Annotated in this window: 15 protein-coding genes; 9 read left to right on the top strand and 6 right to left on the bottom strand. The window is 62.0% G+C overall.

Annotation, left to right across the window (positions count from 1 at the left end):
- Window positions 1-21: 21 nt before the first annotated feature.
- Entirely contained in the window at window positions 22-1,257 is a 1,236-nt protein-coding gene (locus tag C2L65_RS40415; RefSeq protein WP_042313434.1) for a citrate/2-methylcitrate synthase, read from the bottom strand.
- Window positions 1,258-1,527: 270 nt separating this feature from the next.
- Between C2L65_RS40415 and C2L65_RS40410 the strand changes: the two genes are divergently transcribed.
- From C2L65_RS40410 to C2L65_RS40375, 8 genes are all read left to right on the top strand, one after another.
- Window positions 1,528-2,655 carry a cupin domain-containing protein gene (locus C2L65_RS40410; protein WP_042313431.1) on the top strand — a complete coding sequence of 376 codons (1,128 nt, stop codon included), beginning with the start codon at window positions 1,528-1,530 and terminating at the stop codon, window positions 2,653-2,655.
- A 28-nt stretch (window positions 2,656-2,683) separates the two neighbouring features.
- On the top strand, window positions 2,684-3,577 hold the full coding sequence (gene dapA / locus C2L65_RS40405) for a 4-hydroxy-tetrahydrodipicolinate synthase (RefSeq protein WP_042313427.1): 894 nt from the start codon (window positions 2,684-2,686) through the stop codon (window positions 3,575-3,577).
- 41 nt (window positions 3,578-3,618) lie between these two features.
- Window positions 3,619-4,173: a carboxymuconolactone decarboxylase family protein gene (locus tag C2L65_RS40400; RefSeq protein WP_042313424.1), complete on the top strand. Its 555-nt coding sequence runs from the start codon at window positions 3,619-3,621 to the stop codon at window positions 4,171-4,173.
- On the top strand, window positions 4,170-5,159 hold the full coding sequence (locus tag C2L65_RS40395; protein ID WP_042313422.1) for an ornithine cyclodeaminase family protein: 990 nt from the start codon (window positions 4,170-4,172) through the stop codon (window positions 5,157-5,159). The genes C2L65_RS40400 and C2L65_RS40395 overlap by 4 nt, the downstream gene beginning before the upstream one ends.
- 139 nt (window positions 5,160-5,298) lie before the next feature.
- Complete coding sequence (locus C2L65_RS40390) at window positions 5,299-6,360, top strand: porin (protein WP_042313420.1); 1,062 nt, start codon at window positions 5,299-5,301, stop codon at window positions 6,358-6,360.
- A gap of 14 nt (window positions 6,361-6,374) precedes the next feature.
- Entirely contained in the window at window positions 6,375-7,736 is a 1,362-nt protein-coding gene (locus tag C2L65_RS40385; RefSeq protein ID WP_042313480.1) for an MFS transporter, read from the top strand.
- A 34-nt stretch (window positions 7,737-7,770) separates the two neighbouring features.
- Entirely contained in the window at window positions 7,771-8,760 is a 990-nt protein-coding gene (locus C2L65_RS40380; RefSeq protein ID WP_042313418.1) for a substrate-binding domain-containing protein, read from the top strand.
- Between the two features lie 13 nt (window positions 8,761-8,773).
- Entirely contained in the window at window positions 8,774-9,694 is a 921-nt protein-coding gene (locus C2L65_RS40375; RefSeq protein ID WP_042313416.1) for an alpha/beta hydrolase, read from the top strand.
- A 48-nt stretch (window positions 9,695-9,742) separates the two neighbouring features.
- On the opposite strand, the gene C2L65_RS40370 is transcribed toward C2L65_RS40375, so the two are convergent.
- Window positions 9,743-10,381 carry a GNAT family N-acetyltransferase gene (locus C2L65_RS40370; RefSeq protein WP_042313411.1) on the bottom strand — a complete coding sequence of 213 codons (639 nt, stop codon included), beginning with the start codon at window positions 10,379-10,381 and terminating at the stop codon, window positions 9,743-9,745.
- A 181-nt stretch (window positions 10,382-10,562) separates the two neighbouring features.
- Here C2L65_RS40370 and C2L65_RS40365 point away from each other — a divergent pair, with 181 nt between their 5' ends.
- The gene (locus C2L65_RS40365) at window positions 10,563-11,528 is read left to right on the top strand and encodes a GlxA family transcriptional regulator (RefSeq protein ID WP_042313408.1); all 966 of its coding nucleotides are present in this window, start codon (window positions 10,563-10,565) and stop codon (window positions 11,526-11,528) included.
- A 72-nt stretch (window positions 11,529-11,600) separates the two neighbouring features.
- Here the strand turns inward: C2L65_RS40365 and C2L65_RS40360 are convergent, their stop codons facing one another.
- The 4 genes from C2L65_RS40360 to C2L65_RS40345 all read right to left on the bottom strand — a co-directional run bounded on the left by C2L65_RS40360 (window position 11,601) and on the right by C2L65_RS40345 (window position 16,000).
- Entirely contained in the window at window positions 11,601-12,542 is a 942-nt protein-coding gene (locus C2L65_RS40360) for an ABC transporter substrate-binding protein (RefSeq protein WP_042313406.1), read from the bottom strand.
- Window positions 12,543-12,636: 94 nt separating this feature from the next.
- Window positions 12,637-13,662, bottom strand: coding sequence for an ABC transporter permease (locus C2L65_RS40355; protein ID WP_042313403.1), 1,026 nt, complete (start codon window positions 13,660-13,662; stop codon window positions 12,637-12,639).
- A 19-nt stretch (window positions 13,663-13,681) separates the two neighbouring features.
- Window positions 13,682-15,193, bottom strand: coding sequence for a sugar ABC transporter ATP-binding protein (locus tag C2L65_RS40350; protein ID WP_042313400.1), 1,512 nt, complete (start codon window positions 15,191-15,193; stop codon window positions 13,682-13,684).
- 45 nt (window positions 15,194-15,238) lie between these two features.
- Window positions 15,239-16,000, bottom strand: coding sequence for a GntR family transcriptional regulator (locus tag C2L65_RS40345; protein WP_042313398.1), 762 nt, complete (start codon window positions 15,998-16,000; stop codon window positions 15,239-15,241).
- Window positions 16,001-16,015 lie beyond the last annotated feature (15 nt).

Here is a 16,015-nt window from a genome sequence, read left to right as displayed (position 1 = left end):
TCGCGCTGAGCGCTGGTCGTGCTACATCCGCAAAGCCGCAATGTACTTCGCCCGTGGCCGCAGCAGAAAAGCCTGCGCGCGCTGCTCCAGCACATGCGCGACCCAACCCGCTGTACGGCTGATGATCCATAAGGCCGTGGCCGTGCCATCCGGCAGGCCGAGCGCACGTGCAAGGACGACGAGCGCAATCGCCACGCCGGGATGCATCGACAGTTTGTCTCTGGCGAGCGCGAGAAATTCGAGTGTCGGGACCGTCTCCGGCGTCGCATGCTGCAGCGCGCGCACCTGTTCGAGAATCAGATTGGCGCGCACGTCGCCTTCCGGATACAGCGGATGGTTGAAGCCGAACAGACTCGCGCCGACCTCGCGAACCATCTGCAGGCGCGGTGCCGTATCCGGATTGGCGACGTCGCGCAACAGCAGGGTTTCGACTTTCTCCGTCGCCGTGCCCGTCGAAAAGCCGACGTGCGCGCCGATTGCCGCCGCGACGCAGTTGTAGAGGTCTGCATTCGTCGACGCCGCCACGCGCGCGGCGAAGGTGGCGGGCGCCAGTTCGTTGTCGGCGAGTACGGTCAGCGCACCGTTGACGGCAAAGACGGCATCGGGCGTACATGTGCCGCCCGCCGCTCGCAGCAGATAGGCCGCGAGACTCTCGCCGCGCTCGCGCATCACGAACGCGCGCTCTTTGCTCAGGAATCCGAGACATCCCGCCATCGTCTGCATGATGAGGCGCGCGGCCTGCACCGCGCTGCCATCGGAAATCTCCGCCGCGCCGCGCCCCTGCATGCCGAGCGCGAGCGGCACCATGCCAAGCAGGTTGGCGATATCGCCGCCGTCCAGCTTGCCCGCGTAGGCATCGAATAGCGGCAGCACGGCTTGCGGCGTGTCGAGTGCGCCCCACGCGGTGACGCCGTCCTGCCAGACGCCCGTCATCAGCAGTTGTGAAACCGATTCGAACGAAGAGCCTGCCTTCGCCATCTCGACGGCCGACCGGTTGCGATACAGCGGACCTTGCGGCGTGATGTGCGTGATCGCGGAGGCGAGCACGGGCTCGCCCCAACGCATCGTCGATTCAGCCGATGCCGCCTTCGGCATGCGTCCGCGCTTGCGGCTGCCCACCCGTTCGACGTCGGCGCGCACGTACAGACTGCGCCGGCCGTCGTCGTGCGGCGCGGTGCCGATCAGGCCGCGGCTTACGTACGAATAGAGGGTGGCCGGCTTGATGTTGAGCCGGGCCAGTACCTCTTCGCGCGTCATCAGATCTCGGGTCGTCATGAAATCAATCTAATCAATATAAATAAACCGAAAAAGGCGTGGCGCCTGAACAATCTGCAGTCTAGCAGAAAGGCTATGGAGAATGAGTTTCGGTGATTTTGCGTCGCCGCATCGAGCGCTTTGAATGTTTATATTGATTTGAAATATCAATCTTGATCGACAGAGCGCCGGCGAGTAATTTTCAGTCCTCGATTCCATTTTTTGCACCGCGCCGCGAACCGCTTCGGGCGGGTGCCTTGAGGAGACTTTCCGATGCATGACCTGAGACGCGAATTCGGGCCGGCGCAAGCGAGCTTCGTCGATCAGACGGGCCAGCGTCCCCGCGACAACCACTACTGGGCGCCCGTGATCGTGAGCCGCGAACAGATCGACGCGGAAGTGGAGCGCCTTGCCGCGCTGCCGAGGCCCGCAGACGGCCGCCGCCAATCGTTGATCGTTCATCCGTCCGCGCGCGCCGGCTCGCCCGGACTTGCGCCCGGCATTCAGGTGTCGCTGCAAGTCCTGTTGCCTGGCGAATCGACGGAGCCGATGCGCCACAACGCGACCGAGGTGAACTTCTGCATCCGGGGCGGCGGCTCGACGCGCGTCGCGGGCCGCACCATCGCGTTCCGTCAATACGACGTGTGGAATCACCCCGCCTTCGTCGCCTTCGCGCATACGAACGACACCGACGACATTCAGGTGCGGCTGGTCTACTCGAATACGCCGCTGCTGCAGCACATGGAAGTGTATGTGCCCGAGTTTGGCGTCGAACTGGAAGTGCCGACGCAAACGCTCACCGCGCACGCGAGCGATGATCCGAAGCGCCGCAGTCCGTTCGGCACGTTCCCGATCGGCGAAGACGGCGGTCTGCTGATGCCGTACGAAACGTTGATCAATCCGCAGGTGGTCGAATCGCGTCCGCTGCATTTCTCGTGGCAACAGGTGAAGGCCGAACTCGACAAGCTCGAGGCGCTGGGCAGCGACTACGTCGGCCGCCGTCTGTACATGATGTATAACCCGGTGACGGGCCGCACCAACGGCATCACGCCGAACTTCTTCGCGACGATGACGATCCGTCCGCCGAAGATCGTCGACCGTCCGCATCGCCACGTCTCCGCGGCCATCAACTACTACTTTTCGGGCTCGGGCTACAGCATGGTGGCGGGCAACCGCTACGAGTGGAAGGCCGGCGACCTGATGCTGTCGGCGCCCGGCTGGGCCGTACACAACCACGCGTCTTACGACGACTACGTCTACGAGCTGACCATCCAGGACCAGCCGCTCAACATCTACATGCAGTCGCTGCTGTGGCAGGAGAGCCTGAAGGAGCCGCCCGCGCTGCTTGGCACGCAGACCGGTTTTTCGACCAATCGCACGAATGCTGCCAAGGCTGCGTAAGCCGCTTCATCGACAAGGAATCCAGATCATGCGCGATATCTCCTGGCTGAAGGGGTCGATCACCCCGATCGTTACGCCTTTCCGCAACCAGGCCGTCGATTACGAAACGTATGCACGGCTCGTCGACTGGCAAATCGTCAACGGCGGGCACGGCGTGCTCGTGAACGGCACGACAGCCGAGCCGAGTCTGCTCACCGTAGCCGAGCGCAACCGCCTCGTCGACGTGGCCGTCGAGGCAGCGGCTGGCCGCGTTCCCGTGCTGGCCGCGACAGGCTCGCAATCGCACGCGGAGACGGTCGAACTGACGCAGCACGCCGACAAGGCTGGCGTCGATGCGATGCTCGTCGTTACGCCTTACTACATCCGTCCGCCGCAGCGCGGGCTGGTCGAGTACTACGCGGACATCGCAGCGCGCACCGATCGGCCGCTGCTGATCTATCACATCCCGGGGCGTGCGGCAGTCAGCATGGACCTTGCCACCGTCAAGTCGATCCGAGAGCGCGCGCCGAACCTCGTGGGCATGAAGCACGCGGTCAACGACATGGCCTTCGTCACGCACATGCTCGATGCGTTCGGGCCCGAGTGGCGCGTGTTCGTCGGTCTCGAAGAGTTGAGCTATCCGATGCTCGCAGTCGGCGCCTGCGGGCTGATGAACGCGGTCGGCAATCTGGCGCCGCGCAAGGTCGCCGATCTCGTCGAGGCCGTCGAACGCGAAGACTACGCGGCGGCGCGCAAGCTGCATTTCGCGCTGTTCGAACTGAATCAGTCCGTGTTCTACGACACGAATCCGATCCCCATCAAATACATGATGAAGCGCATGGGCCTGATTCCCGCGAACGAGCATCGCTTGCCGATGATGCCCGCCACGCGTGAACTCGAAGCGCGGCTCGATGGCGTGCTCGATCGCGCGGGTCTGCTCTGAGCGCCCGCGACGATCCGAACGACAACGAAACGGAGACCCTGATGAGCGACAGGATTCCACGGCTGGAGATGGCCGACATGCGGACCGATCTGGCCGCCTATCTGACGCCGCGCGTCGAGCGCTTGCGCTATCTCGGCGAGCTGTTCAAGTGCGCGGGCCATGCGCCCGACGTGCTCCTGCAATTCATGCATTTCACCGACGCGCTGAAGCACGCGTTGCCCGACCGGCTCACGGAACTCGGCGCGCTGACGGTGGCGAGTTACATGGAGAACCGTTACGAGCGTCACCAGCATGAACGCCTGAGCGTGAAGCTTGGTTTTCCGCGCACCTGGATCGCGCAAGTCAATCGGCTCGATCCTGCTGCCGCGACCGAACTGAGCGACGCAGAGAAAGCAGCGCAAGCCTATGCGCTGAAGGCATTGCGTACGCGTGGGATTGAAGCGCAGGCAGAGTTCGACGCGTTTGCGAGCCTCGTGACGCCCGCTGAAGCAATGGCCTTCGTGATGCTGATCGGCCGCTACGTCACGCATGCGATCGCCGTCAACACGCTGCGGCTCGAACCGCCCGTAGCGTCGATTTTCGAGGATGAGCAATGAACGCGGTCAGCACACCCGTGTGGATTTCCGAGCAGCAAATCGTCTCGCTGATGAATCTCTCGGGCGCCATCGAAGCGCTCGAGGCAGGCCTCGCCCAACAGGCGAGCGGCGCGGCGCGCAACATGGGCAAGACACATGTCGCGTGGGGGCACAGCAATCTGCACGCGATCGGCGCAGCGTTTCAGGATGCCGGCATCGTCGGGACCAAGACTTGGGCGCATACGGAAGGCGGCGCATGTCCGCTGCTGATTCTCTTCGATAGCGCGAACGGCCAGCTCAAGGCGATTCTCGAAGCGTTCGCGCTCGGCCAGATGCGCACGGGCGGCATCTCCGGCGTGGCGACGAAGTGGCTCGCGCGGCCCGATGCGGACGTGCTCGCGCTGGTCGGCACGGGCAAGCAGGCGCTCGCGCAACTCGCCGCCGTTGCTGCCGTGCGTCGCCTGAAGCTGGTGCGCGTGTACAGCCCGACGCCGGACAAGCGGCGTGCATTCGTCGAGCGGGCGCGCGAGAAGTTCGACATCGAGATCGTCGAGGCGCCGTCGGTGGAGGCCGCCGTCGCCGATGCGCCGATCGTCACGACCGTGACGCGCGCCACGGAAGCGTTTCTGCCCGCATCCGCGCTGGCCTATGGAACGCACGTGAACGCCGTAGGCGCAATCACGGAAGAGCGCATCGAACTCGCCGACGATGTGTTCGCCCGTTGCACGCGCGCCGTGGTCGACGATCTCGGCGCGGCGAAACGCCTGTCGACCGAGTTCGTGCGTGCGTACGGCGCGCGCGATGCATGGAACGAGGTGACGCCCCTATGCGACGTGATCGCCGAGGGACGCGCCCGCACGGCATCCGACGACATCACGGTCTTCAAGGCGATGGGCATGGGTGTATCGGATCTCGCGCTCGGCTTGCGCCTGTATGCGCTCGCGAGCGAGGCAGGACTCGGCGCGCCCTTGCCGCAGCCTCGCCGTGAGCCGCCGCGCCTGAACTGATACGCAACTCATCGCAGCAGTATCGCCCGTGGTTTCACGGGCGGGTTTGTCCCCGCCCGGCATCGCGCGTGCCGCCATGCCGGGCGGACAAGCCGAATCAACACATACACACGAATACAAAAACCTTGGAGACACTCTAGTGAAGAGACGCCACACTCTCGCCGCGTTCGGTCTGACATGCGCCGCCACCTCTTGCGCGTATGCGCAAGGTTCGGTGACGCTCTATGGCATCACCGATGTCGGCGTCGAAGTTGCCAATCACGTGCCCGGTCCGAACGGTACGTCCGGCACGGCTGTACGCATGGAATCCGGCAGCCTTGCCGGTTCGCGCTGGGGCTTGCGCGGCACAGAAGACCTCGGCGGCGGCCTGAAGGCCATCTTCGTGCTCGAGAACGGCTACTCGATCAATAACGGAACGCTCGGGCAGGGCGGTCGCCTGTTCGGACGCAAGGCATATGTCGGGCTGAGCACGCCGTACGGCGACGTGACGCTCGGCCGGCAATACAACCTGCTGTATGACCTGATGTACGTGTACGACGCGCTTCAGTTCAATCCGAGTTATTCGGCTCAAGGTTACGATGCAACGCTCGTGGGGCGTGCCGACAATGCGGTCCGGTACACGGCGCGTTTCTCCGGCGTGACTGTTGCGGCGCTGTATAGCACCGGGTTCGATTCGACGATCCCCAACGGCGCGCAGGTGCCGGGCCATTCGAAGGTCGGGCGCGAATACAGTTTCGCGCTGCAGTACGCAAACGGCTCTGCCAACGTCGGCGTTGCCTATGATCAGATGCAAGGGACTTCGATCGCCACGCAAGATGCCACGCAGATGCGCGTGGTCGGCGGTGCGACGTATACGTTCGGACCTGTGCGGGCGTATATCGGAACGCGCTGGCTCAACATCCGTAACACGACGGCGCTGCAAGGCTCGCTGCTGTACTGGCTGGGCGCCTCGTGGCAGGCCACCTCGCCGCTGATCTTTTCGCTTGGCGGGTATCAGGAGCGCATTCATGGCACGGGACAAAAGGCCACCAGCGGCGTGCTGCTGGCTGACTACTTTCTGTCCAAGCGCACGGATCTCTACGCCGAAGTATCGTACGTCACCAACTCGAACGGGCTGAACGTCGGTGTGCGCGCGACGGGCGACGTAACGACGGGCGGCAACCAGACGGGTGCCATGGTCGGCATCAAACATACCTTCTGACAGTGGAGAACATCATGGCCCAACACAAAGTGTCGATGCCTGCGGGGCGCATCGACGTTCGCCAGGAACTGGAGGAAGCGCCGCTTGGCGGCTTTCACATCCGGCTCGGCGTCCTGATCGCGATGATCCTGCTGTTCGACGGCTACGATCTGTACAACTCGGCGTATATCGTCCATTACGTGGCAGGTCCGTGGGGACTGTCGCCGACGCGCATCGGCATCATGCTGTCTAGCGGGCTGGCGGGTTTCGCCGCGGGGTCGGCCGTCAGCGGGCTGCTCGGCGATCGCTTCGGGCGTCGCAGCATTCTGCTGCTCGGCTGCTGGGGCTCCGGCGTGATGAGTCTGGCGATCGCGCTGTTCGCGCACAGTCTCGCGTCATACATCGCGCTGCGCGTGACGATGGGGCTGGCGCTCGGGCTGCTGATGCCGCTCGCGATCACCTACATCAACGAGATCGCGCCGAAGCGTTCGTCGAATGTGTTCACGAGCCTGTTCTTCTCGCTTGGCTGGGTGAGCGGCTCGTCGTCGGCAGGGTTGATCGCGGCATGGCTCACGCCGCATTACGGCTGGCAGAGTCTTTACTACGTCGGCGGCGTCGCGCTCGTGTTCGCGCTTGCGATTCAATTGTGGTTGCCCGAATCGCCGCGCTTTCTCGCCAGCCGTGGACGTTGGGAAGAGGTCAAGCCGTTGCTGTACCGCTTGCGTCCGGACCGCGCAGCAGCCTACGACGCGGGCCAGTTCGCCATGGGCGGCGCGATCTCGCACAGAAGTCCGCTCGGTCTGCTGCTGTCGCGCGACTACCGGCTGCGCACGTTGAGCTTCTGGGCCGCCGGCGCGTTGAGCCTGTTTTCGGCCTACGGCCTGTCGGGCTGGCTGCCCACCATTATGCTCAAGCGTGGCGAGAACCTGTCGTCGAGCTTTGCGTATGGCTCGCTGTTCGCCGGCATGGCCGTGGCGGGCGGATTGATTTCGGGGTTTATCGCTGACCGCGTGGGCGACCGCCGTCGCGTGATTTCGGCGTCGTACGTGCTCGGCGCAGCGATGGTCGCGCTGCTCGCCTGGGCGACCGACCGCACCACGACGCTGATTGCGGTCGCTGGCGCGGGCGCTTTCGTCGTCGGCTCGCAGATCGTGCTCAACAACCTGGTTGCAGCCACTTACCCAACTGAAATGCGCGGCACGGGGGTCGGCGTGTTCCTGGGGCTGTCGCGTATCGGCGCGATGTTCGGGCCGGCCGTGGCGGGTGTTTTGCAGCAGTGGTCGGGCGGACCGGGCATCATGTTCGCAGCGATCGGCGCCGCGGTGCTGACGACAGCGATGCTGGTGTTGACGGTTGGTCCATCGCAGCCGCATGTGGTTGTCACCAATGCACACTGAAGCCCACTGAACTTCCGTTTCAAAGAGAACCATTATGTCGAGATTAACGCTCAGCCTCGCTGTCAGCGACTATGACCATGTGCGCGACCTGGTAAGCGGGCGCGTGCAGCCCGAAGGTATTGAGTTGGTGCCGTCGGTGCTCAATGTCGAAGAGATCTTTTATCGCACGACGCATTTCCAGGAGTGGGACATTTCGGAAATGTCATTCGGCAAGTATTCGTCGCTTCGCTCGCAGGGCGATGACCGGCTCGTCGGATTGCCCGTGTTTCCGTCGCGCTCGTTCCGCCAGTCGTCGCTTTATGTGCGTCGCGATGGACGCGTCCAGCGTCCCGAGGATTTGCGCGGCAAACGCATCGGCATTCCCGAGTGGGCGCAAACGGCCGCGATCTACTCGCGCGGCTGGATTGCCCATTCGCTCGGCATTCCGCTGTCCGAAATCGAATGGGTGCAGGGCGGCGTGAATCAGGCGGGCCGCAAGGAGAAGGTGAACGTGCGCGTGCCTGAGGGCGTGTCGTATCGTTCGGAGCCCGAGCGCTCGCTGACGTCGCTGCTGCTCGACGGCGAGATCGACGCAGTACTGAGCGCGCGTCCGCCCGAGCCGGGCCACGAACGCGCGGATGAGATCGTGCGGCTCTTTTCGCGCTTTGCCGATACGGAACGCGACTACTACGAGGCGACGCGCATCTTCCCCATCATGCATCTGATCGTGTTGCGCCGCGAGACGTTTGAAAAGCATCGGTGGATTGCGGGCAATCTGTTGAAGGCCTTCGAAGAAGCCAAGCGCAATAGCCTTTACCGGCTGAGCGATATCACGTGCTCGCACTTCCCGCTGCCGTGGATGCCGGCGCGTGTCGCCGAAGCACAGGCGCTCTTCGGCGCGGACATCTGGCCGTACGGACTGGAGCCGAATCGTACGACGCTCGAGGCTTTCCTGAAGTTCGGCTATGAACAGGGCGTGTGCCATCGCCTGCTCAAGCCGGAGGAACTGTTTCCGGCCGAAACCCTCAGTGCGGTGCGCGTGTGATCTGGGATCGCCGATGATCACGCTTCAAAAAACGGGCAGTTTCTTCGTCGGCGGACGGCGCGTGAACGTCAGGGGCCAAGCGCCGTATCGCGTCACGCTGTCGTCGACGTCGACGCGTGACTACGATCCGAACGGCACGTACTGGATCGAAGCGGCCTACGTGCAGTACTTTCTGCAGGCCACGCCGCGCTATGCGGTGCCGCTCGTGCTGATGCATGGTGGGGGACTGACGGGCGCGATGTGGGAAGACACGCCGGACGGCAGGCCTGGCTGGCTTCAGCGGCTACTCGAAGCGGGTGTGTCGGTGTATGTGGTGGACAACGTCGAACGCGGGCGTGCTGGCTTCTGCGCGCTCGACGGTATCTGGCCCGACCCTCCGTTATCGCGCAGCGATGAAGAGTCCGCGACGATCTATCGCTTTGGTTACGCCGGTCACCGCTTTCCACTCGACGCGATGCAAGGCCTGTCGGCGCAAACCGTGCCGCGCTGGCCGGGTACGAGCGCGCTGCAAAGACAGGCGTTGATCGATGTGGTGCGGCGGATCGGCCCGTGTGCGCTGCTTGGTTTCAGTCAGGGCGGCGGTCTCGTTTTCGATGCAGCCGATACGGCGCGCGATCTCGTGCGCGCCTGCATCGCGCTTGAACCGCACGGCGTGCCTGCTTCGTTCGATGCCGGTTTGCCGGGCACGTCCGCGCTCGTCGTGTTCGGCGATTTCATCGAGGAAGACCGAGCGTGGCGTGCGCATGCAGCTCGCGCGAGTGCGTCGATTGACGCGTGGAATGCCGCAGGCGGAGAGGGCGAGCGTATCGATCTGCCCGCGCTCGGCATGCGCGGCAACACGCACATGATGATGATGGATGAGAACAGCGACGACGTTTTGCGTGTCGTGCTCGACTGGCTGGATCGTTGCGCGGGGATGCGGTTGGTGCGTTAAGCGATACAGCACGCAGCCAGCTGCGACTCCGTTCTCCAAATATGATTTTCACGCCGCAAAGCGAACAAGGCGCGCGCCCGGCAACGCGATCTGATGCGTCCACGCGGCCAGTGTGCGTGCGACGACGGGCGCTTTGCTGAGAATCGCGCTGTCGTACACCTTGCCTGTGAAGCGGATCGCATCAACGATGCGGAAGCCTTGTCCGCGATAGAAGGCAACGAGATGCGCCGCCGGATACGGCGTATCGAGCGCCAACTCCGCATAACCGCGCGTCGCGGCCCAATGCTCGGCAAACGCCAGCATAGATTTACCGATGCCACGGTTTTGCCACGAAGGATCGATAGCCAGCTGGCGAATCGTCGCGACATCGTGCCGGTGATAGTGCCCACAGAGCGAGTCGCTGTCGCTCGCATAAAGCGTCATCGTGCCGATGATCTTTCCACCGCTGACCATCACGAAGCAGTCACCACTTTGAGCGCGTCTCATCGTGACGGCCACGTCCTGATCCACACACGTGCAGTTCAACCCCATCATGCCGAGCCGCGCAAACGCGCGATGCAGCATCGTCGTGAGTTGCTCGTACGAGTCGCGCGACGGATCGAAGCGTCGTAGCACCACGCTGCCGGTGCTCCGCTCGCTATAAGCGTGGGGCGTGTGCTGTTCGATTGTCGCGCATCGTTTCGACATGTTGTCTCTCCGGGCTTCCTGACTTGTGTGAAGTCTAGAATTGGCCATTACGAGCCACAAGAAAAAATGTCGTAAAAATCGCGAGGTTCTCTTTATGCGTGCGCGCGGAAACTGCGCGCAATAACGCTCATCGGGAAAATGCGGTATCGTCGCATATGACAACGTTAGGGTCATTTACGCCATGCGCATTACCGTGCTCGCCCTCGATGGACTGTTCGATACAGGGCTCGCCGTTACGCTCGACGCGCTCGGCGCCGCGAACAAGCTCGCTTCCCGCATGATGGGCGGAACGCCGAAATTCAACGTGACGGTCGTGGGCGTGCGCAAGCGCGTACGCTCGGGGCAGGGCTTCACGATTCCCGTGCAGGCGATCACGCCGGACCTGAAGCCGGACTGGGTCATCGTCCCCGCGCTCGGCAAGACCACGCCGGACGAGCTGATTCCCGCGCTGGATCGAGCGGACGTGAAGCAGGCCACGGCGCAATTGCTGAAGTGGCGTGCTGAAGGCGCCTTGATCGCCGCTTCGTGTATCGGCACCTTTCTGCTCGCCGAAGCGGGTCTGCTCGACAATCGGGAAGCGACGTCGACCTGGTCGCTCGCGCCGCTCTTCAGGCAACGCTATCCGAAGGTCTCTCTCGACGAATCGCGCATGCTCGTCGCCACCGATATCGGCGTGACAGCGGGCGCCGCATTAGGGCATCTCGACCTCACGCTCTGGTTGATCCGCAAGGCGAGTCCGGAACTGGCGACGCTCGTTTCGCGTTACCTGCTCGCGGATATCCGCTCATTGCAGGCGCCGTACACCATTCCCAATCATCTGGCGCTCGCGGACCCGTTGATGCAGCGTTTCGAACGATGGGCGCGAGATCATCTGAAGGAGGGTTTCTCGCTGCAAGATGCCGCCGGCGCAATGGCAACGAGCGCGCGCACGTTGCAGCGCCGCTGCCAGGAAGTGCTGGGGAAATCGCCGCTCGCGTACTTTCAGGACTTACGCGTCGAGCGCGCGCAATCGCTGCTTCACGGCAGCGGGCTCGATCTCGAAGCGATTGCGTCCGAAGTGGGTTATGTCGACGGCGCGACGTTGAGAACGCTATTGCGGCAGCGTTTGGGACGGGGCGTGCGTGAGTTGCGCGCGGACTTGCGCTAATAGCGACGTGTGCGGCGTTCGATAAAAATGAAAGAGGAAGGTCTCGAACCTTCCTCTTTCATCGCACGCTACTTAGTCATAGAGTACAGCAGCGATCTTCGGATCATTTATGTTCGTCTTGTCGTACCAGTAAAAGCCGGTATCGACTTTCTTCGGCAGCTTCTCGCCCTTCAGTGCTTTCACGGCCGAATCGATCACGCATTTGCCGATACCCACCGGGTTTTGCGTAATCGCGCCCGCCATCAGGCCGGACATGATGTCCTCTTTCTGTTCCTTGCCCGAGTCGTAGCCGATCAGCACCAGCTTCTTGCCCGATTCCTTCACGCCGATGGCCGCGCCTTCCGCCGAACCTTCGTTGGCGCCGAAAATGCCCTTGATGTTCGGATTGGCCTGAATCATCGCCTTGGCGATCTCCGCCGACTTCAGGTGATCTCCGCCACCGTATTGCACCGAAACGATCTTGACGTTCGGATGCTTCGACTTCATTTCGTTCAGGAAACCGTCGCGGCGGTCGATGCCCGTGCGGCTCGTCTGGTCGTGTACGATGACCCCGACTTCGCCCGAATTGCCGATCATCCCGGCCATCTTGTCCGCGGCGAGCGCAGCGGCTGCGAGATTGTCCGTCGCGCACGTCGTCAGCGGAATATCGCTGTCGACGCCCGAGTCGAACGCGATGACGGGAATCTTGCTGGACTGTGCCCGCTTGAGCAACGGAATGGCCGCCTTGCTGTCGAGCGCGGCAATGCCGAGTGCCTGCGGTTTCTTCGCGAGTGCGGCCGACAACATGTCGATCTGTTTATCGACCATCGCCTCCGTTTCCGGGCCTTCGAACGTGATACGCACGTTGTTTTCCTTCGCGGATTGCTCCGCGCCCGATTTCACGGCCTGCCAGAATTGATGCTGGAAGCCTTTCGAAATGAGCGGAATGTACGGCTCGTCCGCGTACGCCAGGCTGCTTGCACCGACGAGTGTGCCGACACCGATCGCGATACTGAGTACTTTTCTTTTCAACATGGTTTTCTCCTCCTAAGGTGGGCTATTGACCTCCAGCCGTTGAGAGAGCCTTTCGGTACTCTCCTTTCTTTGATTTCTATTGTCGTGTGCAGGCTCAGCGCTTTCGGCGTCGCAAGATATCGGCGTACACGGCGAGAATGATGATGAGACCTGTCACCACGATCTGCCATTCCTGTGCAACCGACATGATGCGCAAGCCGTTGGTCAGCACGCTCATGATGAACGCGCCGATGATGGTGCCGAGTATCGTGCCCGAACCGCCGCTCAACGACGTGCCGCCAATCACCACAGCCGCAATCGCTTCGAGTTCATAGCCCTGGCCGAGGGCCGGTTGCGCCGAATTCAGACGCGATGCGATCAGCAATCCAGCGATGCCGCAAATCGCGCCACCCAGGCCGTAAATCGCGATCTTCCATCTGTCGACGTTCACGCCCGACAGTCGCACGGCTTCTTCATTGCTGCCGAGTGCAAACGTGTAGCGGCCGAGCGCCGTGCGATTCAGCGTGATCGAACTCACGATGGCGAGCACGAACAGAATAAGGACGGCATTCGGTACGGGCACGCCAGGCAGGAAATATGCGATCAGAGAATCCTGCGAGATCATGTAGAAGTTCTCTGTATCGGTGAAATAGATTGGCTTATCGACTGACACGACGAGCGAAAGCCCTTTGAGCAGCAGCATCATGCCAAGCGTGGCAATGAACGGCGGTATTTTCATTTTCGCCGTCAACGTGCCCGAAATCGTGCCGCACAGTGCGCCCGTCACGATGGCGGCAAGCACGCCCATCCACATCGGCAAATGCCAGTAGGTCAGGAACACGCCGCAGATGACAGCCGTAAACGTCATCAGCGTGCCGACGGACAAATCGATGCCGCCCGTGATAATGACGAAAGTACTGGCAATGGCCAGCACGCCATTGACGGCCGTCGCCTGCAGAATGCCGAGGATGTTGTCCATCTGCATGAATGCGGGCGACGCGAAGCTGAAAAAGATCAGCAGCAATATCAGGCTTGTGAACGCGAGCAGCTTTTGCAAAGCCGTTGGCGAGAAGAGACGGGCTCTGAAACCCGATAGTCTTCCTTCATTGGACAGTGCCGCTGTATCCGATTGCGATGTCATTGATCCGACCTCTTCAGGCTCATGCTGTTTTCAAGGTTTCGCGCTGCGTCGCGAGATGCATGATGCTTTCCTGCGTGGCCTCGCTGGCGGAAAGCTCGCCAGTGATACGGCCTTCGCACATCACCACGATACGGTCGCTCATACGCAGAATTTCCGGCAATTCCGACGAGATCATCACGATCGCCTTGCCTTGCGCCGCGAGTGAGCGCAACAGTTTGTAGATCTCGCTCTTTGCGCCGACATCGATGCCGCGCGTCGGCTCGTCGAAGAACAGTACGTCGCAGTCGCGCTCCAGCCATTTCGCAATGACGATCTTCTGCTGGTTGCCGCCCGACAGCAGCCTGACAGGCTGTGTCGGCGAAGGCGTGCGGATCGCGAGCAGATTGATGAAATGCGAGGCTCGCTTGCGTATCTGGGCGCGGCGGAGAAACACACGCAGCGACAGGAACTTGCCGAGATCCGACATCACGATGTTCGATTCGACGTCCATACCCGTCGCGAGACCGAAGCGTTTGCGGTCTTCTGAGAGATAGCCGATGCTATGCGCGACGGCATTACAGGGTCTCTTGATGAGCGCCTTTACGCCTTTCACGAATATTTCGCCTGACTCGATCGGGTCCGCGCCGAATACCGCGCGCGCGACTTCCGTGCGGCCCGCGCCCATCAGGCCTGCAAATCCCAATATCTCGCCTTTGCGCAGCGTAAAGCTCACGTCCTTGACGAGTGGACCAGCGTTCAGATGCTTCACTTCGAGCGCGATGTCGCCCGTGCATTCGGCGCCTTGATACGGCGTGACGTCGGCGAGCGTGCGGCCCACCATCATGCCGATGATAACGGGCACGGTCGTATCAGCCGTCGAGACAGTGGCCACATATTCGCCGTCGCGCATCACGGTGACGCGGTCGGAAATCTGCTTGAGCTCATCCATCTTGTGCGAGATGTAGATGATGCCGACACCGCGTTCCTTCAGTTGACGGATGATACGAAAAAGCTCGGCAATCTCCGCGTCGTTCAGCGCGGAGGTCGGTTCGTCCATGATGAGCACGCGCGAATCGAACGACAGCGCTTTCGCGATCTCGACCATCTGCTGGCTCGCGACCGTGAGCGACTCGACGACGGTACGCGGATCAAGATTCACATGCATGCGCGCGAGGATCTCGCGAGCTTGCGCGTTGAGTTTGTCTTCATCGAGAAACAGGCCTAGGCGTCCGCGCGGCTCGCGGCCAATGAACATGTTCTGCGCGACGGTCAGATGATTCATCAGCTGAAGTTCCTGATGAATGATGCCGATGCCTGCCGCCTGTGCTTCGCGTGGGCTGGTGAAATCGACGGGCTTGCCGTCGTAGAGCATTTCGCCGGAATCGCGCGTGTAGACGCCCGCGAGAATCTTCATCAGCGTGGACTTGCCTGCGCCGTTCTCGCCCATCAACGCATGCACTTCGCCCGCCATGAGCTCGAACTGCACTTCGTGCAGCGCCCTCACGCCCGGAAAGCTCTTGTTGAGCTTGCTGACGGAAATGAGTGGAGTCATGGCGCGGCAGTCATGCAAAGAGAAGCCAGAGACATTGCCTTGTCCTTAAGGTGCGAAAAGATCTGGTCTTTCTTTCGCGGACCGGTGCAGTTCGGCGACCACCTCGTCGAGATGATCGTGCATTGCTTTTGCAGCCGTATCGGCGTTTCCCACGCGGATCGCCGCGAAGATGCGCTCGTGTTCGTCGAGCGTATGCGCGAGCCGCTCCGGACTTGCTAACAGTTGTCTTGCGCGATCCAGTGCATTGCGCGATACAGCGACGATTTCCTTCACACGCGGCAAATTCACCGCGTCGAGCATGATTTCGTGAAAAGCCAGATCGAGTACATGAAAGGTCAAACGCTCTCCGCTGCCGGCTACGTCTCGCTGCTGATCGAGATTGACGGCGAGCGCGTCGATTGTCGCGCTGTCACGCATCAGCGCGACGGCGCGCACGGTTTCGACTTCCAGCGCGCTGCGTATGAACAGATGCTGGCTTATGTCGTGAAGCGCAATGGGTTTGACGCGTGTGCCGCGCTGCGGCAAAACTTCGACGAGGCCTGCATGCTCGAGCCGCGCCAATGCAGCGGAAACCGGAAAGCGCGATACGCCCATGCGCTCGCACACGGCCAGCTTGTCGATCATCATTCCGGGTTCCAGCACCAATGTCACGATCGCTTCTCTCAGCGCCAGTTCCACCGCGTCGGTCAGGCTGCCACGCTCGCCGCCTTTGACCTTTTGCAGTGCGACATACGGATTACTGGCGGCATTCGCTACATCTGACGAAGAGCTCACGGCACGCTTGATTTCCAGAAGACATGCTAGCATGCTAGGAAGTGGATT

Origin of the sequence: Paraburkholderia terrae, from assembly GCF_002902925.1 — a bacterium.
Lineage (GTDB): Bacteria > Pseudomonadota > Gammaproteobacteria > Burkholderiales > Burkholderiaceae > Paraburkholderia > Paraburkholderia terrae.
This window is presented reverse-complemented; position numbering and strand designations above follow the sequence as displayed.

Excerpts from the sequence above, each read along its gene's own strand:
- C2L65_RS40415 (WP_042313434.1), bottom strand. The coding sequence starts at position 1,257 with ATGACGCGCGAAGAGGTACTGGCCCGGCTCAACATCAAGCCGGCCACC.
- C2L65_RS40410 (WP_042313431.1), top strand. The coding sequence starts at position 1,528 with ATGCATGACCTGAGACGCGAATTCGGGCCGGCGCAAGCGAGCTTCGTC.
- dapA (WP_042313427.1), top strand. The coding sequence starts at position 2,684 with ATGCGCGATATCTCCTGGCTGAAGGGGTCGATCACCCCGATCGTTACG.
- C2L65_RS40400 (WP_042313424.1), top strand. The coding sequence starts at position 3,619 with ATGAGCGACAGGATTCCACGGCTGGAGATGGCCGACATGCGGACCGAT.
- C2L65_RS40395 (WP_042313422.1), top strand. The coding sequence starts at position 4,170 with ATGAACGCGGTCAGCACACCCGTGTGGATTTCCGAGCAGCAAATCGTC.
- C2L65_RS40385 (WP_042313480.1), top strand. The coding sequence starts at position 6,375 with ATGGCCCAACACAAAGTGTCGATGCCTGCGGGGCGCATCGACGTTCGC.
- C2L65_RS40380 (WP_042313418.1), top strand. The coding sequence starts at position 7,771 with ATGTCGAGATTAACGCTCAGCCTCGCTGTCAGCGACTATGACCATGTG.
- C2L65_RS40375 (WP_042313416.1), top strand. The coding sequence starts at position 8,774 with ATGATCACGCTTCAAAAAACGGGCAGTTTCTTCGTCGGCGGACGGCGC.
- C2L65_RS40370 (WP_042313411.1), bottom strand. The coding sequence starts at position 10,381 with ATGTCGAAACGATGCGCGACAATCGAACAGCACACGCCCCACGCTTAT.
- C2L65_RS40365 (WP_042313408.1), top strand. The coding sequence starts at position 10,563 with ATGCGCATTACCGTGCTCGCCCTCGATGGACTGTTCGATACAGGGCTC.
- C2L65_RS40360 (WP_042313406.1), bottom strand. The coding sequence starts at position 12,542 with ATGTTGAAAAGAAAAGTACTCAGTATCGCGATCGGTGTCGGCACACTC.
- C2L65_RS40355 (WP_042313403.1), bottom strand. The coding sequence starts at position 13,662 with ATGACATCGCAATCGGATACAGCGGCACTGTCCAATGAAGGAAGACTA.
- C2L65_RS40350 (WP_042313400.1), bottom strand. The coding sequence starts at position 15,193 with ATGACTCCACTCATTTCCGTCAGCAAGCTCAACAAGAGCTTTCCGGGC.
- C2L65_RS40345 (WP_042313398.1), bottom strand. The coding sequence starts at position 16,000 with ATGCTAGCATGTCTTCTGGAAATCAAGCGTGCCGTGAGCTCTTCGTCA.